The sequence below is a fragment of the Kitasatospora sp. Root107 genome (assembly GCF_001424875.1).
Taxonomy (GTDB): Bacteria; Actinomycetota; Actinomycetes; order Streptomycetales; family Streptomycetaceae; genus Kitasatospora.
Genome location: NZ_LMCT01000011.1, coordinates 68,226 through 91,540 on the forward strand (window position 1 = coordinate 68,226; position 23,315 = coordinate 91,540).

Genomic DNA, 23,315 nt, shown 5'->3' on the forward strand with positions numbered 1-23,315 from the left:
GGAGAGACACCCCACCCATGGACACCTTGGAATCCACCCCGCTGCGCTGGTACGGGGAGAGTTACCCCGCCACCGACGCGCCGGGCATCTACCAGGCGCTCGCCGAACTCGACCGCCCCTGCTTCATCGTCCGCACCCCCGAGGGCATCGGCGCCGTTGCCGAGGGCCGGGCCGCCGCGAGCGGTACCCGGCGCGGCGGGGCGGCCGGACTGCCGCTGCTGGCCGCCGTCGCCGCGCTGCCCGCGCACCGGCTCGGCTCGCCCGAGTTCCGGGCCGCGCACGGGGTCCAACACCCGTACCTGGCAGGCGCGATGGCGGGCGGCATCGCCTCCGCCGACCTGGTGATCGCACTTGCCAGGGAGGGCTTCCTGGCCTCCTTCGGCGCGGCCGGGCTGCTGCCCGAGACGATCGAGGCGGCGCTCACCCGGTTCGCCACCGAGATCCCCGGCCTGCCGTACGCCGTCAACCTGATCCACAGCCCGAGCGAGGAGCGGCTGGAGCGCGAGGCGGTCGAGCTGTTCCTGCGCTACGGGGTGCGCTGCGTGGAGGCGTCCGCCTTCATGGCGCTCACCCCGCACGTGGTCCGCTGGCGCCTGGCCGGGCTGCGGCAGGGACCGGACGGGCGGGTGCTCGCCGAGCACCGGCTGATCGCCAAGATCTCCCGGACCGAGACCGCCGAGCGCTTCATGCGTCCGGCCCCCGCCGCGATGGTCAGCGCCCTGCTGACCCAGCGTCTGATCACCCCGGAGCAGGCCGAACTGGCCAAGTACGTACCGATGGCGGACGACATCACGGTGGAGGCCGACTCCGGCGGCCACACCGACCGCCGGCCGCTGCCCGCGCTGCTGCCCAGCATCCTGCGGCTGCGCGACACCGTGCAGCGCGAGCACCGCTACCCGGCCCAGATCCGGGTCGGCGCGGCGGGCGGGCTCGGCACCCCGGTCGCCGTGGCGGCGGCCTTCGCGATGGGCGCGGCCTACGTGGTGACCGGCTCGGTCAACCAGTCCTGTGTGGAGTCCGGCGCCTCGAAGGCGGCCAAGGCCCTGCTCGCCGAGGCGGGTATCGCCGACTGCGAGATGGCCCCGGCCGCCGACATGTTCGAGATGGGCGTCGAGCTCCAGGTGCTCAAGAAGGGCACGCTGTTCCCGATGCGGGCCAAGCGGCTGTACGAGCTCTACCAGGCGTACGACGGCCTGGAGGCGCTGCCGACCGAGGAGCGGGTCCGGCTGGAGACGCAGATCTTCCGCCGGCCGCTGGACGAGGTCTGGCAGGACTGCGTCGGCTACTTCTCGCGCCGGGACCCCGAGCAGCTGGCCCGGGCCGAGGGCAACCCCAAGCGGCGGATGGCGCTGGTCTTCCGCTGGTACCTCGGGATGTCCTCGCGCTGGTCCACGGTCGGCGACCCGGACCGCACGCTGGACTACCAGATCTGGTGCGGCCCGGCGATGGGCAGCTTCAACGACTGGGTGACGGCCAGTTACCTGAAGACCCCCGGCAACCGCCGGGTGGCCGACGTCGCCCAGCACCTGATGCGCGGCGCCGCCTTCCACACCCGGGTGGCGCAGCTGCGCACCTCGGGCGTCCGGATCCCCGCCTCGGCGGCCGACTACCGGCCGGTGCCGCTGTGACCGCGCTCGAGGCCGAGGAGCTCGACCGCGAGCTGGGCGACCCGACGGACGCCGCCAACCCGTTCGGGTACGCGGCGGCCGTCGGCCGGGACGAACGCGACGAGTTCCCCGAGGAGTTGTGCGCCGTCCTGCGCAAGCGGGACTTCCACCTCAACTACCTGCCGGCCGAACTGGGCGGCAGCTTCCGCTCCTTCGACCACAGCCTGACCCTGGTGCGCACCGCCGCCCGCCGGGACCTGAACGTGATGCCCGGCACGATGTTCAGCATCACCGCCGCGACCTGCGTCCAGCTGCACGGTTCGCCCGCGCAGCAGGAGCGGGTGGCCGCGATCCTGCGCCGGGGCGGCTCGGTGGCCTTCGCGATGTCGGAGGCCGAGCACGGCAGCGACCTGCTGGCCAACACCGCCCGGCTCACCCCGGCCGGCGAGGGCCGGGAGCTCAGCGGCACCAAGTGGATGGTCGGTCTCGGCCACCGCAGCGAGGCCGCCTACCTGGTGGCCCGGACGGGGGAGCGCGGGCCCGCCGCGTTCTCCGCGACCCTGCTCGACCTGGACGACCGGGTCGAGCGGGGCCCCCAGGTGCCGACCGGCGGGATGCGCGGGATCGACTTCGCACACCTGACCTTCGACCGTCACCCCGTCCCGGCCGACGCCCTGGTCGGCCGGGACGGGGAGGCGCTGGAGACGGCGGTCAAGGCCCAGCAGGTGGTCCGCCTGATGAGCACCGCGGGCAGCCTCGGCTGCGCCGACACCGCGCTCCGGCTGACCCTCGACTTCGCCGAGGGCCGCCGGATCGGCCGCACCCCGCTGCTCGAATCCCCGTACCCGCAGCGGGAGTTGGCGATCTCCTCGGCTGCGCTGCTGGCCGCCGACGCGGTCGCGCTGGCGGCCGCCAGGGGCATCCACGTGGCGCCCGAGACGTTCAGCGTCTGGGGCTGCGCCGCCAAGCACGTGGTGGCGGAGGCGGTGGAGGACCTGATGCTGCGCTGCGGCACGGTGCTGGCCACCCGCTCGGTGCTGCGGACCGAGGGTCCGGGCGGCGGCCTGTTCCAGAAGCTCCAGCGGGACGCCGCGCTGGTCCGGGTGGTGGACACCAGCACGGTGGCCAACCTCCGCTCGTTCGCCGGTCAACTCCCGGCACTGGTCGGCCGGTCGGCCGTACCGGACCCGGCGGCGGTGCGGGCGGTATTCGACCTGGCCGCCGAGCTGCCGCCGTACGAACCGGCCCGGCTGGACCTGAACGCCCGGGGCCGTGACCTGGTCACCGGCGGCCCGCTGCCGGAGGTCGAGGGCTCCGCCCAGGCCGACCGGCTCCGGGCAGCACTGGCCGGGCTGCCGGCCGAAGTGGCCGGGGCCGACCCGAAGGGCAACGACTTGGTCGACCTGGCCGAGCGGTTCGCCTGGCTGCACGCCGCGGCCGCCTGCCTGCACCTGCACGCGGCCAACCGGGACGACGAACTGCTGGGCCGCACCGACTGGTTGGACGCGGTGCTCGGCTACCTGCTGACCCGGGCCGACGGCACCGCGCCGCGCCGGGTGGCCGGACCGCTGCTGCCCGCACTGGCGCTCACCCGCGAACTGCACGCGGCCAACCGCCTGTTCTCCGCCGTCCCGGTCCACCTGGCCTGATGCCCAGCCTCACAGGAGAGAGAACCCCGTGCCGAAGGCAGACCTGACCGAGCTCGCCGCGCGGCTCGAAGCGCACCTCGGAGACCCGCACGACCCGAGCAGCCTGATGCCGTTCGACCAGATCCTCGACCACGACGAACGGGAGGAGTTCCCCTACGCCTTCGTCAACCTGCTCCAGCGCTGGGGCGTGCACGAGTACGTGATCCCGAAGGCGCAGGGCGGCAAGGCGGGTGACGTCGAGGTCGGCTTCAACCTGCTGCGCCTGATCGCCCGCCGCGACCCGACCTCGGCCACCGCCCTGATGCTCACCAGCCTCAGCTTCATGCCCGCCTGGATCGCCGGGACGGACCAGCAGAAGCAGTACGTGGTGGACCTGATGAAGCAGGGCAGCAAGCTGGCCTGGGGCCTGTCGGAGCGTCACCACGGCAGCGACGTGCTCGGCAACGAGATGCGCGCCGAGAAGGTGGACGGCGGCTACCTGCTGACCGGCGAGAAGTGGCTGATCGGCAACGCCACGGTCGCCGACGGCGTGAGCGTCTTCGCCAGGACCGACCCCAAGGGCGGCCCGGCCGGCTACTCCATCTTCCTGGTGGAGAAGCGCAACACCCCGGCCGGCGCCGTCGAGGAGCTCCCGAACGAGCGCCTGCACGGCCTGCGGGCGCTGGACATGAGCGGCATCCGGCTGGACGGCGTCTTCGTCCCGGACGAGGCCAGGCTCGGCCACCAGGGGCAGGGCCTGGAGATCGCGCTGAAGAGCGCCCAGGTGGCCCGCACCACGATCGGTTCGATGGCGCTCGCGGCGGTGGACACCGCGCTGCGGGTGACCCTGGACTTCACCGAACAGCGCGAGATCTTCGGCAAGAAGGTCAGCGACATCCCGTACTCCCGGCGGCAGTTGACCGAGGTCTTCGCCGACCTGATGATCGCCGACGCGGTCAGCCTGGGCGCGGTGCGCAGCCTCCAGGTGGTGCCCGAGCAGACCAGCGTGTGGTCCTCGGTGGCCAAGTACTTCGTGCCGACCCTGCTGGAGCGCTCGATGGCCCAGCTGAACATCGTGCTGGGGGCCCGGCTCTACCTGCGGGCCCACCCGCACTACGGCATCTACCAGAAGATGCTGCGCGACCTGCTGGTGGCGATCTTCGCCGACGGCAACACCGTGGTGAACCTGAAGAACATCGCCCTCCAGCTGGACGGCCTGCTCGGCACCGCCGCGCAGGACACCGCAGCCCGGGCCGCCGCGGAGCAGCGGGTCCCGCAGCTGTACGGCATCGACCGGGAGCTGCCGCTCTACCGCCCGTGGGACCAGGAGCTGTTCAGCCGCGGCAAGGACGACGCGCTGCTGGCCGCGCCCGGCTCGCTGGACCGGCTGCGCGAACTGGCCGCCGAGGCCAAGGGCGAGGAGCAGGTCTGGCTGAACAGGTCGGTCGAGGTGGCGGCCGGGCTGCTCGGCCGGGCCGAGGCGATCCACCGGCAGGCCGGCGAGCTGCGGGACGGACTCGGCCGCGAGTACGGCCAGTCGGCCGAACTCTTCGACCTGGCCAAGCAGTACAGCACGCTGCACGCCACTGCCGCCTGCCTGCACACCTTCGTGCACTCGCACGAGGCGCTGGACGACCCGCTGCCCAGCGGCGCCCTGCTGCTGCTCCAACTGGAGCGACTGCACCGGCTGTTCAACCCGCACGAGCCGGTCACCGGCTCGGCGGTGGTGGACGAGGTGATGCGGGTGCTGCGGCACCTGCACCAGGAGAACCGGCTGTTCTCCTACTGGCAGTTCCCGCTCGCGACCCGGACCGGAGCCCGCCATGCCCAGAGCTGAGACCGACCAGGCCCACCGCACCCACGCCCGCACCGAGGCCCGTACCGCGATCTGCCACGGCTGCCAACGGCGCTTCGGCAAGGAGCAGTTGGACCACACCCTGAAGGTCTGCCCGGCCTGCCGGAGTGGCTTCCGGCAGTCGATGGACGAGTGGCTCAAGCACCTGCTCGGCCTGGGCGCACTGGCGCAGCCGCAGGAGCAGCGCCCGGCGACTCCCTACCGGGTGCGCCCGTGAACGGCCAGTTACCCGTGGGCATCGACGGCCACCTGTACCTGCTGGCCGAGGCGTCGGTGGACCGGTTCGCCGAGCGCTACGGCGGTGACGCGCTGCTGACCAGGGAGGAGCGGCTGCGGATGGCCCGGCAGCGTACCGAGGCGGCCCGCCGCCGGTTCCTCGGGGCCCGGTTGCTGTCCCGGCACGCGCTGAGCGACCGGGACGGCAGGCCGGTGGGGGAGTGGCGGTTCCGGACCAGCCCGGCCGGCCGTCCCGAGCCCGAACCGGACGGGCACGCGCTGCGGTTCAACCTCTCGCACACCGACGGCCTGGTGGCCTGCCTGGTCACCGAGGGCGGGTCCTGCGGGGTGGACGTCGAGCGCACCCCCGCCCGGCCGGACGCGGTGACCCACCTGCCGCGCTGGTTCGCCCCCGCCGAGCGGGGTGAACTCTCCCATCTGACCGCCGGGTTGGCGACCGGAGTGGCCGCCTACTGGGTGCTCAAGGAGGCCTACCTGAAGGCGATCGGCACCGGCCTGCGCCGGGAGCTGGACGGCTTCGCGTTCTCGGCGCCCTGGCGGGCGCCGATCCGGCTGACCGATCCGACCCTGCCGGCCGGTGAGGCGTCCCGCTGGCGCTTCGAACTGGTCAACCCCGCCCCGGGGTTCGTGCTCGCCGCCGTGGTCGAGAACGGCGTGGCCGGGCGCCTGCACCGCACCTGGGTCAGCTGACCCGAGCTCCGACACCCCCAGCTCCGACACCCCGCTCACAGTGAGGAAGCCTCCATGTCCAGCAGCACTTCCCCCGCCCGTCCGCTCGGCCGCAAGCCCCGGGTCGCGGTGATCGGCGCGGGTGTGGCCGGCCTCTCCGCCGCCTACCGGCTGCGGGAGCACGCCGAGATCACCCTGTTCGAGCAGGACGACCGGCCCGGCGGCCACGCCAACACCATCGAGGTGGAGGAGAACGGCCGAACTCTCGGCATCGACACCGCCTTCGTGGTCTTCAACCAGCCCAGCTACCCGAACCTGACCAAGTTCTTCGCCGAGCTGGGCGTGGAGACCAAGCAGCACCTCGGCGGCTTCAACTTCTTCGACCTGGACAGCGGCCTGCAGTACGGCACCGCCGAGATGGGCCTGCCGGAGGAGGAGGTGAACAGCCGCTACTCGGAGGAGTTCCGGACCATCTGGCGCGAGGCCCGCCGCTTCCACGAGGAGGGCCGCAAGGACTTCTTCCGCAAGCGCACCGACCTGCCGCTCGGTGAGTACCTGGACCGGGGCGGCTACAGCCACGAGTTCCGGTACGGCTACGTGATCCTGCTCTGCACCGCCGTCTGGTCGGTGCCGGCCGAGCTGATCTGGGAGATGCCCGCCACCACCGTGATCGCCTTCTTCATGGCGCACGACGAGGGCGGCCTCGGTGGCAAGCGGGTGGACTGGCGGACCGTCAGCGGCGGTTCGATCAGCTACGTCCGCAAGGCGATCGCCGCGATCGACCCCAAGCTCCGGCTGGCCGAGCCGGTCACCGGCGTCCGCCAGGAGCCGGACGGGGTCACCGTGGCCACCGTGAACGGCGCCGAGCGCTTCGACTACGCGATCGTGGCCACCCACGGCGACCAGGCCAGGGAGCTGCTCGCCAACCCGGACGACGTGCAGCGGAACACCCTGGCGAAGATCCGCTACAACTCCTCGACCGCGATCCTGCACACCGACGCGACCGCGATGCCGGGCGACCGGGAGCGCTGGGACAACTGGAACTACGGCAAGGTGACGGTGGCCGGTGCGACCCGCCCGTACGTGGCGTACTACATGAACCGGCTGCACGGCTTCGAGGCCGAGCAGGACTACTTCGTCACGCTGGACTACCCCCGGGCGCTGCGCGAGGAGCTGGTGATCCGGGAGCTGAGCTACTCGCACCCGGTGATCGACCTCGACCTGCGGCGGCTGCAGCAGACCATCTACCAGGTGAACGAGGGCACCCGGGTCAAGCTGGCGGGCTCCTACTTCCACTCCAAGCAGCTCTACCACGACCAGATCGGCTCGCACGAGGCCGCGTTCTCCTCGGGCGCCGAGGCGGCCGCCCAGCTCCTCCGGGAGCTGGACGGCGACCAGGGCTGAGACGGCGGGCCTCAGTCGGTGTCAGGGCCGGTGTCAGGCCGGGGATGCCGCTTGGCGGACTCGTTCTCCTGAGCCATCCTGCGCAGCGCCAGCAGCACCGGCTCGAGCAGGATGGTGAGCAGGACGGCGCGCTCGACCCGCTCCAACGGGTCCTCCGCGTCCTCCAGTTGGGCCAGGTCGAGGTCGGCCGTCCGTTCGGCCAGCCGGGCGTACGGGACCAGGGTCTGCCAGTCGGCCGGCAGGCCCAGCTCCCGCAGGGTGTGGATGGTGTCGGTGATCGTGGCGCGGGTAGGAGCCTTCTCGCTGATCTCCCATCCCAGCGCGGAGATCAACTCGTCGGCGGGGGTGGGCTCTTGCGGCTGGTCGGAGGGGGAGTCCGGTTCGTCCGTGGGGACGACGGCCCCGAGTGCCAGGCCGAACAGCAGGTGGAGGTCGGTGGAGTGTTCGTCCAGCGCCCGGAGCACCTCGCGGGTGGTGGACACCGACAGTCCGCGCACCGCGATCAGGGCCCGGGCCAGCCGTAGCCGGCGCAGGTGGTGGTCGTCGTACTCGGCCTGGGTGGCCGAGGTGGCCACGCCCGCAGGCAGTAGCTCCTCCCGCAGGTAGTACTTGATCGTCGCCACGGGGACGCCACTGCGCCGGCTCAACTCCGAGATCCGCATCCGTTTCCGCTCTCCACTGGAAAATTGGGTAGCTCTACTGTCTAATATAGATAGTGCCACACTCCAACAGTGTCGCATCACCCCTGCGCGTAAGCCCGTACCGGTACCACCGAGAGGCCGTCGTCATGCCCACGCTCCCCTGGACCACCCCGAACGCCCCCCAGCCCGACGCGCAGATCCTGGTGATGGCCTCACGCCTGGAGGTCAGCTCACTCCGGCACTCCCCGCGCTTCTTCCTCAAGTCGCTGTCCGCCTGGCGGCAGGTGCGCCGCGCCCCCGGCGCCGTGGGCGCCTCGCTGATCGCCCAGCCGCTCAAGGGCGTCTTCTGGACGCTCTCCGCCTGGGAGGACCGCAAGGCCCTCTACACCTACGCCAAGACCGAACCGCACCACTCGATCATGACCTCGCTGCGCGCGGTGACCAAGACGTCCACCTTCGTCTTCTGGGAGGTCGCGGCCGAGCAGCTGCCGATCGACTGGGCCGACGCCAAGAACCGGATCGCCGAGCAGCAGCGCCTCGACGCCGCCGCCGAGTAGCACCCGCCCCGCTCCGTCCCGAAAGCCCCGAAGCTCGAAAGGGAGAACCCTGCCATGTCCGTCCCCGAAAGCCGTCCGGCCCCGGCGGGCACAGCCGTCGGACGCAAGTTCCCGCTCTGGCTGGTGATCGTCGCGTGCAGCCTGCCGATGTTCATGGTCGCGCTGGACAACCTGGTGGTCTCCACCGCGCTGCACACCCTCGCGGTCGACCTCAAGGCCGACACCCAGGACCTGCAGTGGTTCGTCAACGCCTACGTCCTGAGCTTCGCCTGCCTGCTGCTGACCGGTGCCGCGCTCGGTGACCGGTTCGGGCACCGCAGGGTCTTCACGCTCGGCATCGTGCTGTTCACGCTCTCCTCGATCGGTTGCGGACTCGCCGACACCAGCGGCCAGTTGATCGCCGCCCGGGCGATCCAGGGCTTCGGCGCGGCAGCCGTCATGCCGCTCTCGCTGACCCTGCTCTCCAACGCGGTGCCCGAGAAGATGCGCAGTTTGGCGCTCGGCCTCTGGTCGGCCGTCAGCGGCCTGGCGATCGCGCTCGGCCCGGTGGTCGGCGGCGCGGTGGTCGAGGGGCTGGACTGGGAGTGGATCTTCTGGATCAACATCCCGGTCGGCATCGTGGCCGTTCCGCTGGTGCTCGCGGTGGTGCAGGAGAGCCGTGGCGAGCGGGCCAGGCTCGACCTGCTCGGCATGGTGCTGGCCACCGCCGGTCTGCTGGCGCTGGTCTGGGGCATCGTCAACGGCAGCGAGGACGGCTGGACCGACGGCCGGATCGTCACGGCCTTCGTCGCGGCTGCCGTGCTGCTGGCCGCCTTCGTGGCCTGGGAGCGCCGGGTCGAGCACCCGCTGCTGCCGCTGCGGTTCTACCGGGTCAGGGCGTTCACGCTCACCAACATCGTCTCCGCCTCGATGTACTTCGGGGTCTTCGGCTCGATCTTCTTCCTGGCCCAGTACCTGCAGATCGCCCCGCCCCGCACCCCGCTGCACGCCGGAGTGCTCACGCTGTCCTGGACCCTGATGCCGATGGTGATCGCCCCGATCGCCGGCGCGCTCACCGACCGGGTGGGCGGCGGGCGGCTGATGGCGCTCGGCCTCTTCCTCCAGGCGGTCGGCCTGTCCTGGATCAACCTGGTCGCCTCCGCCGACACCCCGTACTCCCAGTTGGTCGGCGGGATGCTGGTGGCGGGCGCCGGGATGGGCTTCGCGATCGCCCCGACCGCCGCCGTGGTGCTCGGCGCGGTCGGTCCCGAGCACCGGGGCAAGGCCTCCGGCGCCAACACCACCGTCCGGGAGATCGGCGGTGCACTCGGCATCGCGGTGCTCAGCAGCGTCTTCACCGCCCACGGCACGATGGCCTCGCCGGCCGGCTTCGCGGACGGCCTGCACCCGGCGGTCTGGGTCGGCGTGGCGGTGGTGGTGCTCGGTGGCCTGTGCGCGCTGGCCATCCCGCGCAATCCCCAGCCGGCCGCCGAGCCCGTACCGGCGGAGGCCGACGCCCCCGCACCGGTCGCGGTCTGAGCAGACGTCAGCGGGCCCGGGGCGTGATCACGCCCCGGGCCCGCTCGGCTCTGCCCCGACGGCAGTGGCTAGAACAGCGGGACCCCGGCCCGGACCAGGCGCCAGGTGCCGCCGCCGAACTCGGTCGGGTCGATGACGCCCTTGGCCTTCACCCAGGAGATCATCGTGTTCCGGATCTCGTCCGAGTCCGCCCAGGCCAGGGGCGCCGACGCCACCCCCGGGAAGTTGCCGCCGCCGTTGGCCCGGTAGTTGTTCACCGCCAGCACGAACTTCGCGGCCGGGTCGACCGCCTTGCCCTCGTACGACAGGTTGACGATCCGCGAGCCGACCGGCTGCGAGATGTCGATGTCGTACGAAACCCCGTACACCGNCGCGGCCGGGTCGACCGCCTTGCCCTCGTACGACAGGTTGACGATCCGCGAGCCGACCGGCTGCGAGATGTCGATGTCGTACGAAACCCCGTACACCGAGTCGAAGTTGTAGTCCGGCGTGTTCGCCTGGTTGGTCAGCGTGTCCAGGTTGATCGCGTCACCGGGGGCGAGCTGGGCGAAGTACTTCGCCGAGTACTCCAGGTACGCCTTGATCTGGGCGCCCGTCAGAACGCGCGCCTCCAGGGTGTTCTCGTAGATGTACAGACCCGCCGCGTCCCGCAGCTTGACCTCGCCCGCGGGAATCCGCGCGGTCCGGTTGAACGGCGCGGCCTGAGCCAGCACCGGCAGGTTCGCGTACGAGGTGGAGGCCAGCGCCGCCTTCACGGTGTCCGCCTGGACCCGGCCGATCAGGTCGATGATCGGCACGTCCTTGAAGCGGGCCTCACCGATCGACAGCTCGGCCTTGCAGGTGCCGATCACCTGGTTGACGTACTCCACGACCTTCTTGTGCTGGGCGCTGAGCAGCTCGACGATCGCCGGGTCCTCCGGCACCGTGTTCGAGTTCAGCACCCGCGAGGTCAGCGAGGTCACGTGCCACTGGCCGCGCGAGAACTCCACCTCGAAGTCGAAGCAGGACAGCCGCTGCGCCCAGCAGAGCGGCTCGGAGAGCACGACCGTCTTCCCGGTCTCCTTGTTGACGATCAGACGCTGCGGCACCTCCTTGTGGGTGTGGCCCACCAGCACCGCGTCGATGCCGGGCACCGTCTCCGCCATCTCGCCCGAGGCGTCCTCGGGCCAGGGCAGCTGGTCGCCGTAGGTGGTCGGCTCGTCGATGCCGGAGTGCGCCGAGACCACGATGACGTCCGCGCCCGCCGCCTTCATCCGCGGCACGTACTTCTTGGCCATCTCCACGATGCCGGGGAAGATCATCTGGCCCGCCACGTTGGCCTTGTCCCAGATCGCGATGCCCGGGTTGGTCAGGCCCAGGATGCCCACCCGCAGCGGACGGCCGTGGCCGAGATGCAGCTCCTTGATCACGTACGGCGGGAAGGCGGGCTTCTCGTCCTTGGCGAACAGCGCGTTGGCGCCCAGCAGCGGGAAGTCCAGCTGCTCCTCGAAGGCACGGACGGTCGGGATGCCGTAGTTGAACTCGTGGTTGCCGAGGGCGGCGGCGTCGTAGCCGATGGCGTTCATCGCCGCGGCCATCGGGTGCTTGGGCGGACGCTTGCCGGTGATCGGCTCGACCCGGGCGTAGTAGTAGGTGAGCTGGGTGCCCTGGATGATGTCACCGGCGTCGATCAGCAGGGTGCGGTGGCAGCCCTTCTCCTCGCGGATCTGGTTCACCAGCGTGGAGATCTTGGCCAGGCCGACGTCGTTGTGCGCCTTGTCGTCGTACTCGGCGTCGGTGAAGTAGTCCCAGTTGAGCACCCGGCCGTGCAGGTCGGTAGTGCCCAGCACGGTGAACGTCTGCTTCTTCTGGGCCTTGCCGCGCTGCTCGGCGGGCGCGGCGGCGGCCGGGGCGGCCGTCAGCAGCGGCAGCCCGCCGGTCAGGGCCGCGCCGGCGGCGGTCACCGCGGAGCGGGCGACGAAGTCACGACGGTTCAGAGGCATGGACGACTCCAACGTGGGGCGGACGGTCCGTCAGCAGAGGTGTGACGCGCGTAGAAGTCTGCCTGCAAAAACCCGCGCCGAACAGCCCCCAGCACGTTTCCAGCAGGTGAGAAGTAGAAGACCCACACGTGACGCCCGCCCACAGGCAGGGTCTAGATGTACCCCTCGCGCAGTGCGTGGGCCACCGCGTGGGCCCGGTTGCGCAGGTTCAGACGGCTCGTCAGGCCGTGCAGCACGTTCTTGACGGTGCGCTCCGAGTACGAGAGCTTGCTCGCGATCTCGCCGGTGTCCCAGCCCTCGGCGACCAGTCGCAGGATGTCCGACTCGCGCTCCGAGATGCCCGGCGGCGTGAAGCCGGGCAGCCCCTGGACGCTCCGCTGCAGCCGTCCCATCTGGGTGATCAGCCGCCCGAGCAGGTCGCCCGGTAGGTCGCCCTCGCCGCGCGCGGCCGCCAGTACGGCCTGCTCCAGCCGCTCCGCCGTCGCCTCCCGCCGCCGCAGGATCGCCGAGACCCCGCACTCGACGGCCTCCAGCAGATCGGCCTCCCGGATCTGATCCACCACCAGCACCACCCGGTACTCCTCCAGGTGCACCAGCCGCCGCAGCGTCCCGGTCACGGCCCGGTCCACCGTCTCGGCCACCAGGACCGCCACCGACCCCGGGCCGCCCTCGCCGTTCTCGGCGAGCTCCAGACCGGCGCACAGCCGGAGCTGGCTGACCGCCCCGGCGTGCGAGATCGGATCGGTGGCCTGGATCAGGACCCGGACCACGGACGGCGCTCGGAGCGTCTCGGCGACGTACTCGATGGTCACGGCTTCCCCCTGCTGTTCTCTGTGCCCGGACAACGGGGAGAACGGTCGTATCCACGCCCCACCCCGGCCCCATGCTCACCGCGAGCGGTCCGGGCCTACCATCGTGGTTGACCACGAGATCGGCCGTTGAGAGCAAGCTCACAGCCATCGGCCGACGGTCCGGGTCACCGTTCCACCGGGTCGGCCCGTGGTACCGAACGGGCGCGAAGGGGAGGGCGAACAGAGATGAACAGCAGTGCCGCGGCGGCGTGCACCGGCCAGTACGGGTTCGGACCCGACCTGGTCGAACGACGCACCGTGCTGGACGAGGCGGCCCGGCTGGCGGACCGCGCCCGGCACGGCCAGGGCAGCCTGCTGCTGCTCACCGGCCCGGCCGGCGTCGGCCGCAGCGCCCTGCTGAACGCCCTGGCCCACTCCGAGGCCGCCCGCCCGATGACCGTCCTGCGCGCCAACTGCGCCGCCGACGAAGCCGCCCACCCCTACGCCGCCGCCCGCCAACTGGCCGGAACCGGCATCGCGTTCAGCCCGGGACCGGACGGCGCCGCACCCTGGGAACTGCTCCGCGAACACGCCGCCCGCCGCCCGCTGCTGCTGCTCGTCGACGACATCCAGCACGCCGACGCCCCGTCCCTCGGCTGGCTCAGCCAGCTCGGCCGTCGGCTCGAACGCCTGCCCGTACTGGCCGTGGTGACGGAACGTCGGCAACCCGGCCGGACCGGCCGCGCCCCGAGATTCGGCCAGGACCTCCCGGCCGGCACCGTCCACCCGCACCGGATCGGCCCGCTCACCCGCCGGGGAGTCGCCGAACTGCTGAGCACCCGGCTCGGCGGCCCGGCCCCCGACGACCTGGTCGACGACTGCCTGCGTGCCACCGGCGGCACCCCCCTGCTGCTGCACGCCCTGCTGTACGCGCTGCTCACCGAACTCGGCGGGCCAGGACACCCGCTCGGCGACACCCCGGGCGGAGCCTTCCAGGACGCGGTCGGCCACTGGCTACGGGCCGCGGGCGAACCCGTCGCCGTCGCCGCCCGGATGCTCGCCCAGCTCTCCGGCCACCCCACCGGCAGCGCCGACCTGCCCACCCTGGCCGGCGACAGCACCGGCCGGGTCGCCGACTGGCTGCACGGACTGCGCGCCCACGGCATGCTCCAGGACGGCAGCGCAGGACACCTCGACGAGTTCGCCCACCCCTGGCTGCGCACCGCCGTCCTGGCCGACTGGAGCCAGGAACGCCGGGCCGAGGTGCACCACCGGCTCGCCGCACTGCTCTACGATCGGGGCGAGTCCGAGGACCTGATCGCCGACCACCTGCTGCACACCGAGGTCTGCGGCACCGAATGGGCCGCCGACGTCCTGATCGGCTCGGCCCGCACCGCCCAGCGCACCGGGCGGACCACCCACGCCGTCCGGCTGCTCCGCCGGGCCCTGCGCGAGCCGCTCACCGGCTACCGACGCGGCACCGTACTGGTCGAACTCGGCTGCCAGGAAGTCACGTTGGGTCCACCCGAATCAATCACCGGCACCCGGCACCTGGCCGAGGCGGTCCGCCTGCACCAGTCCGACGAGACGATCTTCGAAGCCGCCAACGCGCTCGGCTCGGCACTGGCAGGCCGCGGCGAGACCGCCGCCGCGCTCGAGGCGATGGAGGACCTGGCCGAACGGTTCGCCGACCGCCCCGAACTGGCCCGCGCCGTGCACGCCGCCGCCGCCCTGATCGCCTCGCACGACGGCGCCAGCTGGCTCCAGGTGGTCGAAGGGCTGCGCCGGATCGAGGCCCGCGCCCCCGACGGCCTGGCCCCGGCCGCCCTCGGCGTGCTGACCGAGTACGGCGCCACCAGCGGACTGCTGTCCGCCGCCGAAACCGCAGAGCGGATCGGGCAGTTGACCACCCGGGCGCTGGACACCTTCTCCCGCAGCTACGTCAACGCCACTGCCGCCACGCTGGCCCAGTGGGCCGACCTGCTCCCGCTCGCCGACCGGCTGGTGGCCGACGGGCTGGCCGCCCACCGGGGCACCCCCTTGCACCCCGCCTACCAGTGCCTGCTCAGCGTCCGCGCCGAGAGCCGGATGATGCGCGGTCAGTACGCCCTGCTGCTCGCCGAGTTGACCTGTGCCGAGGACCCCCTGGGCGTGCTCGCCCTGAACAACTCGCACCTGACCTCGCAGGCCGTGCTCGCCCTGCTGGAGACCGGCCGCTTCGCCGAGGCCCGCCAACTCACCGACGCCGCCGTGGCGGAGACCCCCGAAGGCGGCGAGCGCTCGTGGGAGTGGAACGAACTGCTCTACGCCCGCGGCCTGCTCCGGCTGGGCACCGGCAGCCCCGCCGCGGCCCTCGCCGACCTCCAGGAGTGCGGCCGACGGCAGGACGAACGCCGGGCGATCAGCCCGATCGTCACCCCCTGGCGGTCCGCCGCCGCCGACTGCCACCTGCTGCTCGGCCGGCCCGGCGCGGCCGCCGAACTCGCCACCGAGGAACTCCGGTTGGCCAGGATCTGGGACACGCCCCGCACCATCGGCCGCGCCCTGCGCGCACTCGGCGCCGCCACCGGCGGCCGACCGGGGCTGACCACCGCGGGTGAGGCGGTCGAACTGCTGCGCGTCGACGGCCTCGAGACGGAGCTGGTCCCCGCCCTGATCAGCCTCGGCCGGCTGCTGCTCGGCAGCGGCCGTCGGGCCGCCGCCCGGGACACCCTGCGCGAAGCGGTCACGCTGGCCGAACACATCGGCGCACTACGGCTGGTGGCGGTCGGCACCGAACTCCTGCTGGAGTCCGGGGCCCGCCCGGCCAAGCAGCGGCACACCGGCGCCCAGGCCCTCACCGACAGCGAGCAGCGGGTCTGCCGACTGGCCGCCGAAGGCCACTCCAACCCCGAGATCGCCGAACTGCTGCATCTCGCCCTGCGCACCGTGGAGACCCATCTGACCAACAGCTTCCGGAAGTTGGGCATCCGCCGCCGGGCCGAGATCGCCGCCCGGCTGTCCGACAGCGCCTGACCGATCCCGCCGGCTACCTCAGAGCAGCCCCGACAGCCGGTCCACCTCCGCCTTCAGCGTCGCCGTCGGGTCCACCCCGCCCGGCGCCAGCGCCTCCCAGCAGCGGGCCCGGACGTAACCGTCCAGTGCCACCGGCAGCTCCCAGCCCACGATCCGCTGCACCAGGCGCTGATCGGCCGCCCCGAGCGCCGCCAGCAGCGACTCCGCGCCCACCGAGGTCGGCAGCCCGATCGAGGCCACCCGCTCCGCCAGCGCGGCCAGCTCCGTGGCCGGTTTCGGCCCGGGGGGCGGCGGTGGCACCACGATCGCCCCCGCCAGGTACATCGCCACCACCACGGCCGGACCCCAACTGCCGGTCAGCCCGGCGAAGTAGAGCCCCAGCCCACCTGCTCCGCCCGCGCAGCCGACCAGGTTGCGCTTCGACTCCAGGTACGCCAGCACCCTACTGATAGCCACGGATCTCCTCGAACGCCCCGTCCAGGGAGCCCGTACCGTCGAACAGCTTGCCGCCGGTCAGCTCCGCGATGCCCTGCAGCTGCGCCTTGGCCGCGTCCCCGAACTGGATCGGGAAGACCGGCACGGCCCGCTGACGCTCGGTCAGGCCGCCGAACCAGCCGCGGAACTCCGCCTCCTTCATCCCCTCGTTGCTCTCCCCGTCGGTCATCAGCACGATCGAGGTGAAGCGGTCGTCGCCGGCCGCCGCCTGCTGCCGAGTGAGCAGCTCGTACGCCTCCCGCAGGGAGCTGTACACCGCCGTCCCCTCGTTCGCCTGCATGGCCCGGACGTCCGACTCGATCCGGGCCAGCTCCGCCGCCGGTGCCTTGTCCGGCACCGTGTACGTCCGCTCCGACTTCACCTTCGAGGCGAACTCGATCAGGGTCACCTCCTCCCGCTCCCGGAACCGCCGTACCCCGCGCGGATCCTGCAGACCGGTCAGCCGTGTCATCGCCGTCTTCAGGGCCTCCAGCCGGGGCCCCTTCATCGAGCCCGAGGTGTCCAGCACGTAGACCGTCCTGGACGGTCGGCGCAGATCGTTCTGGTAGGTCGACAGCAGCCCGTCGGCCACCGCCCGGCTGCCCGGGAAGGGCAGCTCCCGGCGCAGGTCGGTCGGCACCCCGGCGGCCGGGGTGACGTTGGGTGTCACCGGGCGGCGCAGCGTGGCCGCCGAGATCTTCTGCTGGGTCTCGGCCGTGGTCAGGTACTTGGCCAGCCGCTGGAAGGAGTCCTGTGCGGGCTGCCCGGCCGAGGCCAGCAGCGAGAGCGGGTAGTCCGCCGAGATCACCCCGTCCACCGGCCGGATCACGGTCAGCCGGTCGGCCTCGGGCAGCGTCCGGTTCATCGAGAGCAGCACCGACTCGTAGTTCACCAGCGCGCCGACCTTGTTCTGGCCGGGCTTCTGGTACGCCTCGGCCAGCCAGCCGGAGGAGCCCGAGGTGAGCCGCTGCCCCGAGAAGAACCGCTGGAGCGACGGTGCCGCCTTGCTGACGTCCGCGTCCGAGAGCGCCGAGCCGGCCCCGGAGAAGGCCGAGGCCAGCGCCACCAGGGCGGAGAACCCGGAGTTGGAGCGGGACGGGTCGGCCATCCCGTAGGACAGCTTCCCGGCCGCCGCCGCGTCCCCGAGCTGACCCCAGGTCACCTGCGAACCGTCGCCCCAGCCCAGCTCGCTGAGCATGCCCGAGCGGACCCCGACCGCGACCGGCGTGGTCATCACCGGCGTCTCGGAGAGCAGCTTGCCCTTGGCGGCCGTGTCCAGCCGCAGGTAGCGGTTGGAGGGGAACCAGACCGCGTCGTACTTGGCGTCCGCCTGACCGGCCGCGACGGTGTCGGCACCGTCCAGCGAACCGGTCCAGGTGAACTCCACGCTGACCCCGGTGACCTTCTTCGCCTCGGCCAGCACCGGTGCCATGTCCTGGAGTTCACTGCCCGCCAGTACCCGCAGCACACCGTCCTTGGACGGGTTCGGGGCCGGGTCCGGCGTGGCCGGCTCGCTGGTGCAGGCGGTCGCGGCCAAGGCCAAGGTCAGCAGGGCCGGAACGATCCTTCGGAGCATCGCTGTCCTCATCTCACTTGCCTTTCGCCGCTTCGACCAGCCTGGCCAGCATCGGGACGGCTGCCACCTGGGCCTGCTTGATCTGCGCCACGGTCAGATCCGCCGCGAAGGTCGGCCCCTCGCGCCCCTCCAGGGCCTTGGCGAACGCCGCCTGGTCGGCCGTCGGCCGGAAGCCGTGCTGGGCTTCCAGTGCCCGCAGCTTCGGGCTGTCCCGGAGGAGTTCGGCCATCTTCCGGCCTTCCGGGGTCAAGCCGACGGCCGTGTGGTCACTCCATACGGTGGTGTCCGGGTAGAGCACCACCAGGTCACCCATCGGAATCCCGTGCGCCTTGAGCGAGGCCACCTGGGACTCGTAGACCAGCACCAGCGGGTTGCCGACACCGGACTTGAAGTCGCTGAACGGGCCGTCGGAGCTGGTCTTCTGGTCGCCCTGCTTGTCCGTCAGCTTCTTCAGCAGCGGCGCGACCCCGGCCACCGCCGCGTCGTCGGCCACCACCCGCTCACCGTTCGCCAGGTACGAGACGGCGGCCAGGTGCAGCGCCCCCGAGGAGGAGGTGCGCGGATCGGTGGTGGTCAGGTAGATCTCACCGGACAGATCGGCGTGTCCGGCGGTGTTCTTGAGGTCCGACCACTTCCGGTTGTTCTTGACCGCATCCAGGTACGGCCCCATCCGCAGCTTCCACGGGTTCGTCTCCGCGTGCTCGGCCAGGCCGTTGCTCTGGAGGACGTCGGCCACCGCCTTGTGCGCGATCACCACCAGCGGCGAGTAGAACGGCCGGACCGGCTCGGCGGTGATGCCCTTGCTCTTCGCGATCTCCTCGGCAGGGCCCCGGCTGGACGGAAAGGCCAGGTCGACGTCCTTCAGATCCGCGCTGGCCATCGACCAGGAGCCGATGGTCTGCGGCCGGACGTCCAACCCGTTCGCCTTGAACTCGGCAGCCACCGCCGGGTCGTCGAAGAACTCGGCCTTCTCCGAACCGATCAGCACCTGGACCCGCTTCGGGTCGGCCCCACCGTTGCTGTTCAGGAAGACCACATAGCCCACCCCGCACAGCAGTCCCACGGCCACCAGCACGCCGATGACTCTTCTCATCGCCAACCCTTCCCCCTTGAGCGGCAGTTCAGGACCCTGAGCGTCCCGCCCGGCCGGGAGCGGAGTGCGAAGTGAGGATGAACCAGGGGTGAACAGGCCTTCACGGAACCGCATCAGAACCCCAATCAGGGCCTGGCCCAAGCGAACTCACGGCGTGTCACATCGTTCACCCAATCGTTCAACAATCGCCATGGTGAAGTCGGCCGGAACGTCGATGTTACGTCTCGGTAATGCCTAGGCTCGGTGCCATGCGCCGAGCAAAAATCGTCTGTACTCTCGGGCCCGCCGCCGACTCGTACGACCAGATCAAGGCACTGGTCGAGGCCGGCATGGACGTCGCCCGCTTCAATCTCAGCCACGGCTCCCAGCTCGAACACGAGGAGCGTTACCGCCGGGTCCGCAAGGCCTCCGACGAGACCGGCCGCAGCGTCGGTGTCCTGGTGGACCTCCAAGGTCCGAAGATCCGACTCGACACCTTCGCCGAGGGGCCCGTACTCCTTGAACGCGGCGACGAGTTCACCATCTCGGTGGAGGACGGGGTGATCGGTGACCGCGACATCTGCGGCACCACCTACCGCGGCCTGGCCAACGACGTGTCCCGCGGTGAACGGATCCTGGTCGACGACGGCCGGGTCTGCCTCGAGGTCACCCACGTCGACGGCCCCCGGGTGCACTGCATCGTCACCGAGGGCGGGCTGATCTCCGACCACAAGGGCCTCAACCTGCCCGGCGTCGCCGTCTCGGTGCCCGCGCTCAGCGACAAGGACGTCGCCGACCTGCGCTGGGCCCTGCGGACCGGTGCCGACATCATCGCGCTCTCCTTCGTCCGCAGCGGCAAGGACATCGAGGACGTCCGCCGGATCATGGCCGAGGAGGGCCGGTCCGTCCCGGTCATCGCCAAGATCGAGAAGCCGCAGGCGGTCGACAACCTGGAGTCGATCGTCGACGCCTTCGACGGCATCATGGTCGCCCGTGGCGACCTGGGCGTCGAAATGCCGCTGGAGCAGGTGCCGTTGGTGCAGAAGCGGGCCATCAAGCTGGCCAAGCGGAACGCCAAGCCGGTGATCGTCGCCACCCAGATGCTGGACTCGATGATCAACGCCTCCCGCCCCACCAGGGCCGAGGCCTCCGACGTCGCCAACGCGGTGCTGGACGGCACCGACGCGGTGATGCTCTCCGGCGAGACCTCGGTCGGCAAGTACCCGGTCGAGACCGTCAAGACGATGTCCCGGATCATCACCGCGGTCGAGGAGGACACCCTGGCGGCCGGCCTGCCCCCGCTCACCGAGCGGAACAAGCCCCGGACCCAGGGCGGCGCAGTGGCCCGCGCGGCAGCCGAGATCGGCGACTTCCTGAACGCCAAGTACCTGATCGCCTTCACCCAGTCCGGCGACACCGCCCGCCGCCTGACCCGCTACCGCTCACCCATCCCCGTGCTCGCCTTCACCTACGAGCCCGCCGTCCGCAGCCAGCTCTCGATCACCTGGGGCGCCGAGACCTTCCTGGGCCCGTTCGCTTCCACCACCGACGAGATGGTCGCCCAGGTCGACGCCCAGCTGCTCTCGCTCGGCCGCTGCCAGAAGGGGGACATCGTCGTCATCACGGCCGGCTCACCCCCCGGCCTGGCCGGCTCCACCAACCTGGTCCGCGTCCACCACGTCGGCGAACTCGACAACTGACGGATCGACGGCCGACGGTGCGGCACCCCTCAGGGGTGCCGCACCGTCAGTAGTTGCGCCGGTCGTGCGCCGAGAGGGTCCGACAGGGATCGCGCCGCTCAGAAGAGTGAAGATCCGCGAACAGGTCAGCGACCTTGGAAATGAAGGAAAAGTGCCCCGGGTGGGATTCGAACCCACGCTGGATGGTGTTTGAGACCACTGCCTCTACCGCTGGGCTACCGGGGCGCCCGCAGAATCGAAGGTGGCCCCCGACCCTGTGCGACCAAACATACCGTGTCTAGGTAGGCTCGTGCATGCAGCACCCCGCCGGAACGAGGAGCCCCGTGAGCACCGCCGACGAGCAGGCCCAGCCGCTTGACACCGACTTGCCCCAGATCACCCGCATTGTCATCGCCGAGGACGAGACCCTGATCCGTCTCGACCTCAAGGAGATGTTGGAAGAAGAGGGGTACACCGTCGTCGGCGAGGCCGGGGACGGCGAGACGGCGGTGAGGCTGGTCGAGGAGCTCAGGCCCGACCTGGCGATCCTGGACGTGAAGATGCCGATCCTGGACGGGTTGTCGGCGGCCGAGCGGATCCACGAGGCGAACCTCGCTCCCGTCCTGATGCTGACCGCGTTCTCGCAGCGTGAGCTGGTGGACCGGGCCCGGGACGCCGGGGCGATGGCGTACATCGTGAAGCCGTTCAGCAAGAGCGACCTGGTGCCCGCGATCGAGATGGCCGTCTCGCGGTACACCGAGATGCGCACACTGGAGGAGGAGATCGCCGACCTCACCCAGCGCCTGGAGACCCGCAAGCTGGTCGACCGCGCGAAGAGCGTGCTGCAGACCAAGTTCGGGCTGAACGAGCCCGCCGCCTTCCGCTGGATCCAGAAGACCTCGATGGACCGCCGGATGACCATGGCCGCCGTCGCGGAGGCCGTGATCGAGGAGGGCGTCGCCCAGGACAAGAAGAAGGCCGAGCCCACCGAGGCCTGACCGGACAGCACGAAGGGCCCGGCCGAGACGGCCGGGCCCTTCGTGCTGACGGCGGGTCAGTCCTCGCCGAGGTAGGCCTTGCGGACCGAGTCGTTGCCGAGCAGGTCGCGGCCGGTGCCGGTGAGCACGATCCGGCCGGTCTCCATCACGTAGCCCTGGTCGGAGAGCGAGAGCGCGGCCTGGGCGTTCTGCTCGACCAGCAGGATGGTGGTGCCGGCGGCCTTCAGTTCGACGATGGTCGCCATGATCTTCTGCATCATCAGCGGGGACAGGCCCATCGAGGGCTCGTCCAGCATCAGCAGCTTCGGACGGGACATCAGGGCCCGCCCCATGGCGAGCATCTGCTGCTCGCCGCCGGAGAGGGTGCCGGCCGCCTGCTTCCGGCGTTCGCCGAGGATCGGGAAGAGCGTGTAGGCCCGCTCCACGTCCTCGGCGATGCCGGCGGTGTCCTTCCGGAGGAAGGCGCCGAGCAGCAGGTTCTCCTCGATCGTCATCCGGGGGAAGATGTGCCGGCCCTCGGGGGAGTGCGCCAGCCCGAGCGAGACGATCTTGTGCGCGGGCACCGTGCCGAGCGGCTGTCCGTCGAAGGTCACCGTGCCGCCGGTCGGCTTGAGCAGACCGGAGAGGGTGCGCAGGGTGGTGGTCTTGCCCGCCCCGTTGGTGCCGATCAGGGTGGTCACCTCACCCTGGTTGACGGTGAAGCTGATGCCCTTGACGGCCTCGATCTTGCCGTAGGCGACGCGGAGGTCCTTGACCTCAAGCAGCGCGGTCATGTGGCGTCCTCCGCCTGCTCGTCGGTGCTGGTCGCGGTCTCCAGCGGCGCACCGAGGTACGCCGTGATGACCCGCTCGTCGTTCTGGACGGTCTCCTTGTCGCCCTCGACGATCTTCTGGCCCTGGACCAGGACGGCGGTCCGGTCGCAGAGGTTGAAGATGAACTTCATGTCGTGCTCGATCACCAGGATCGCGATGCCCAGGTCGCGGATCGCGAACACCAACTGCTCGGCGGCGTTGGTCTCCTGGGGGTTCATCCCGGCGGTCGGCTCGTCCAGCAGCAGCAGGCCGGGGTCGCTGGCCAGTGCCCGGGCGATCTCCAGCTTGCGCTGCTCGCCGTACGGGAGGTTCCGGGCCAGGTGCTCGGCCTTGGCGGCCAGGCCGGTGAACTCCAGGAGTTCCAGGGCTCGTTGACGGCTGGCCGCCTCGGCCCGGTGGAAGCCGGGGCCGCGCAGGATGGCCGAGAACAGGCCCTCCTTGGTGCGGGTGTGCCGGCCGACCAGGACGTTCTCCAGGACGGTCATGTTGCCGAACAGCCGGATGTTCTGGAAGGTCCGGGCGACGCCGGCCTGGGTGACCAGGTGCGGCTTGGGCGGCAGGACCTTCCCCTGGTAGCTGACGGTGCCCTCGGTCGGGACGTAGAGCCCGGTCAGGCAGTTGAAGAAGGTGGTCTTGCCGGCCCCGTTCGGGCCGATCAGGCCGACGATCTCGCCCTGGTTGACGGTCAGTGAGACGTCGTTGACGGCGGTCAGGCCGCCGAACCGCATGGTGACGCCTCGGACGTCGAGCAGGGGGGCACCGACGGTGGTGGCCGGGGCGGCGGCGGTGGTGGTGGTCAT

The 23,315-nt window shown here is 71.3% G+C and carries 19 protein-coding genes, 1 tRNA gene and 1 pseudogene; 11 read left to right on the plus strand and 10 right to left on the minus strand.

The features are described from left to right. The first annotated feature begins 17 nt into the window (after positions 1-17). Genes ASC99_RS10410 through ASC99_RS10435 form a run of 6 tightly spaced genes read left to right on the plus strand, consistent with a single transcriptional unit; the run spans position 18 to position 7,400 of the window. Entirely contained in the window at positions 18-1,628 is a 1,611-nt protein-coding gene (locus ASC99_RS10410) for a PfaD family polyunsaturated fatty acid/polyketide biosynthesis protein (RefSeq protein WP_057230523.1), read from the plus strand. After that, the gene (locus ASC99_RS10415; protein WP_057230525.1) at positions 1,625-3,256 is read left to right on the plus strand and encodes an acyl-CoA dehydrogenase family protein; all 1,632 of its coding nucleotides are present in this window, start codon (positions 1,625-1,627) and stop codon (positions 3,254-3,256) included. Before ASC99_RS10410 ends, ASC99_RS10415 begins: the two co-directional genes overlap by 4 nt. A gap of 28 nt (positions 3,257-3,284) precedes the next feature. Then, on the plus strand, positions 3,285-5,072 hold the full coding sequence (locus ASC99_RS10420) for an acyl-CoA dehydrogenase family protein (RefSeq protein WP_057230527.1): 1,788 nt from the start codon (positions 3,285-3,287) through the stop codon (positions 5,070-5,072). Beyond that, entirely contained in the window at positions 5,059-5,307 is a 249-nt protein-coding gene (locus ASC99_RS10425; protein ID WP_057230528.1) for a hypothetical protein, read from the plus strand. The genes ASC99_RS10420 and ASC99_RS10425 overlap by 14 nt, the downstream gene beginning before the upstream one ends. Continuing rightward, a complete protein-coding gene (locus tag ASC99_RS10430) occupies positions 5,304-6,017 on the plus strand; it encodes a 4'-phosphopantetheinyl transferase superfamily protein (RefSeq protein ID WP_057230530.1) in 714 nt (237 codons plus the stop codon). The genes ASC99_RS10425 and ASC99_RS10430 overlap by 4 nt, the downstream gene beginning before the upstream one ends. Before the next feature lie 54 nt (positions 6,018-6,071). Beyond that, positions 6,072-7,400: an NAD(P)/FAD-dependent oxidoreductase gene (locus tag ASC99_RS10435; RefSeq protein WP_057230532.1), complete on the plus strand. Its 1,329-nt coding sequence runs from the start codon at positions 6,072-6,074 to the stop codon at positions 7,398-7,400. An 11-nt stretch (positions 7,401-7,411) separates the two neighbouring features. Here the strand turns inward: ASC99_RS10435 and ASC99_RS10440 are convergent, their stop codons facing one another. Next, entirely contained in the window at positions 7,412-8,062 is a 651-nt protein-coding gene (locus ASC99_RS10440; protein WP_057230534.1) for a MerR family transcriptional regulator, read from the minus strand. Positions 8,063-8,187: 125 nt separating this feature from the next. On the opposite strand from ASC99_RS10440, the gene ASC99_RS10445 reads away from it, so the two are divergent. Together ASC99_RS10445 and ASC99_RS10450 are read left to right on the plus strand one after the other, a co-directional pair. Continuing rightward, positions 8,188-8,598 carry a DUF3291 domain-containing protein gene (locus tag ASC99_RS10445; protein ID WP_057230536.1) on the plus strand — a complete coding sequence of 137 codons (411 nt, stop codon included), beginning with the start codon at positions 8,188-8,190 and terminating at the stop codon, positions 8,596-8,598. 54 nt (positions 8,599-8,652) lie between these two features. After that, positions 8,653-10,116: an MFS transporter gene (locus ASC99_RS10450; protein WP_057230538.1), complete on the plus strand. Its 1,464-nt coding sequence runs from the start codon at positions 8,653-8,655 to the stop codon at positions 10,114-10,116. A gap of 68 nt (positions 10,117-10,184) precedes the next feature. Here ASC99_RS10450 and ASC99_RS40320 read toward each other — a convergent pair. From ASC99_RS40320 to ASC99_RS10460, 3 genes and pseudogenes are all read right to left on the minus strand, one after another. Then, a partial coding sequence (locus ASC99_RS40320; RefSeq protein WP_235583024.1) for a 5'-nucleotidase C-terminal domain-containing protein occupies positions 10,185-10,486 on the minus strand: 302 nt, incomplete at its 5' end. Position 10,487: 1 nt separating this feature from the next. Continuing rightward, positions 10,488-12,098: pseudogene (locus ASC99_RS10455) on the minus strand (bifunctional UDP-sugar hydrolase/5'-nucleotidase); the annotation flags it as partial. A 152-nt stretch (positions 12,099-12,250) separates the two neighbouring features. Then, a complete protein-coding gene (locus ASC99_RS10460; RefSeq protein WP_057230543.1) occupies positions 12,251-12,910 on the minus strand; it encodes a LuxR family transcriptional regulator in 660 nt (219 codons plus the stop codon). Between the two features lie 225 nt (positions 12,911-13,135). Between ASC99_RS10460 and ASC99_RS10465 the strand changes: the two genes are divergently transcribed. Beyond that, positions 13,136-15,904, plus strand: coding sequence for an AAA family ATPase (locus ASC99_RS10465; protein WP_057230545.1), 2,769 nt, complete (start codon positions 13,136-13,138; stop codon positions 15,902-15,904). 18 nt (positions 15,905-15,922) lie between these two features. Here the strand turns inward: ASC99_RS10465 and ASC99_RS10470 are convergent, their stop codons facing one another. The 3 genes from ASC99_RS10470 to ASC99_RS10480 are packed head-to-tail and all read right to left on the minus strand — an operon-like array spanning position 15,923 to position 19,047. Beyond that, on the minus strand, positions 15,923-16,360 hold the full coding sequence (locus ASC99_RS10470) for a hypothetical protein (protein ID WP_157531468.1): 438 nt from the start codon (positions 16,358-16,360) through the stop codon (positions 15,923-15,925). Next, a complete protein-coding gene (locus tag ASC99_RS10475) occupies positions 16,347-17,954 on the minus strand; it encodes an extracellular solute-binding protein (protein ID WP_235502455.1) in 1,608 nt (535 codons plus the stop codon). The genes ASC99_RS10470 and ASC99_RS10475 overlap by 14 nt, the downstream gene beginning before the upstream one ends. A gap of 13 nt (positions 17,955-17,967) precedes the next feature. Further along, positions 17,968-19,047 (minus strand): hypothetical protein, encoded by a 1,080-nt coding sequence (locus tag ASC99_RS10480; protein ID WP_063857054.1) that lies wholly within the window; start codon positions 19,045-19,047, stop codon positions 17,968-17,970. Between the two features lie 248 nt (positions 19,048-19,295). Between ASC99_RS10480 and pyk the strand changes: the two genes are divergently transcribed. Beyond that, positions 19,296-20,726: a pyruvate kinase gene (gene pyk / locus ASC99_RS10485; RefSeq protein WP_057230553.1), complete on the plus strand. Its 1,431-nt coding sequence runs from the start codon at positions 19,296-19,298 to the stop codon at positions 20,724-20,726. A 152-nt stretch (positions 20,727-20,878) separates the two neighbouring features. On the opposite strand, the gene ASC99_RS10490 is transcribed toward pyk, so the two are convergent. Continuing rightward, positions 20,879-20,951: transfer RNA gene (locus ASC99_RS10490), tRNA-Leu, on the minus strand. A 98-nt stretch (positions 20,952-21,049) separates the two neighbouring features. On the opposite strand from ASC99_RS10490, the gene ASC99_RS10495 reads away from it, so the two are divergent. Further along, positions 21,050-21,703 carry an ANTAR domain-containing response regulator gene (locus ASC99_RS10495; protein ID WP_057230554.1) on the plus strand — a complete coding sequence of 218 codons (654 nt, stop codon included), beginning with the start codon at positions 21,050-21,052 and terminating at the stop codon, positions 21,701-21,703. Positions 21,704-21,759: 56 nt separating this feature from the next. Here the strand turns inward: ASC99_RS10495 and ASC99_RS10500 are convergent, their stop codons facing one another. Then, positions 21,760-22,476: an ABC transporter ATP-binding protein gene (locus ASC99_RS10500; RefSeq protein WP_057230556.1), complete on the minus strand. Its 717-nt coding sequence runs from the start codon at positions 22,474-22,476 to the stop codon at positions 21,760-21,762. After that, positions 22,473-23,315 carry an ABC transporter ATP-binding protein gene (locus tag ASC99_RS10505; protein WP_057230929.1) on the minus strand — a complete coding sequence of 281 codons (843 nt, stop codon included), beginning with the start codon at positions 23,313-23,315 and terminating at the stop codon, positions 22,473-22,475. Before ASC99_RS10505 ends, ASC99_RS10500 begins: the two co-directional genes overlap by 4 nt.

What these genes read in the sequence shown, in the direction of transcription:
- ASC99_RS10410 (WP_057230523.1), top strand. Translation starts at nt 18, where the DNA reads ATGGACACCTTGGAATCCACCCCGCTGCGCTGGTACGGGGAGAGTTAC.
- ASC99_RS10425 (WP_057230528.1), top strand. Translation starts at nt 5,059, where the DNA reads ATGCCCAGAGCTGAGACCGACCAGGCCCACCGCACCCACGCCCGCACC.
- ASC99_RS10435 (WP_057230532.1), top strand. Translation starts at nt 6,072, where the DNA reads ATGTCCAGCAGCACTTCCCCCGCCCGTCCGCTCGGCCGCAAGCCCCGG.
- ASC99_RS10440 (WP_057230534.1), bottom strand. Translation starts at nt 8,062, where the DNA reads ATGCGGATCTCGGAGTTGAGCCGGCGCAGTGGCGTCCCCGTGGCGACG.
- ASC99_RS10445 (WP_057230536.1), top strand. Translation starts at nt 8,188, where the DNA reads ATGCCCACGCTCCCCTGGACCACCCCGAACGCCCCCCAGCCCGACGCG.
- ASC99_RS10450 (WP_057230538.1), top strand. Translation starts at nt 8,653, where the DNA reads ATGTCCGTCCCCGAAAGCCGTCCGGCCCCGGCGGGCACAGCCGTCGGA.
- ASC99_RS10465 (WP_057230545.1), top strand. Translation starts at nt 13,136, where the DNA reads ATGAACAGCAGTGCCGCGGCGGCGTGCACCGGCCAGTACGGGTTCGGA.
- ASC99_RS10475 (WP_235502455.1), bottom strand. Translation starts at nt 17,954, where the DNA reads ATGCTCCGAAGGATCGTTCCGGCCCTGCTGACCTTGGCCTTGGCCGCG.
- ASC99_RS10480 (WP_063857054.1), bottom strand. Translation starts at nt 19,047, where the DNA reads ATGAGAAGAGTCATCGGCGTGCTGGTGGCCGTGGGACTGCTGTGCGGG.
- pyk (WP_057230553.1), top strand. Translation starts at nt 19,296, where the DNA reads ATGCGCCGAGCAAAAATCGTCTGTACTCTCGGGCCCGCCGCCGACTCG.
- ASC99_RS10500 (WP_057230556.1), bottom strand. Translation starts at nt 22,476, where the DNA reads ATGACCGCGCTGCTTGAGGTCAAGGACCTCCGCGTCGCCTACGGCAAG.
- ASC99_RS10505 (WP_057230929.1), bottom strand. Translation starts at nt 23,315, where the DNA reads ATGACCACCACCACCGCCGCCGCCCCGGCCACCACCGTCGGTGCCCCC.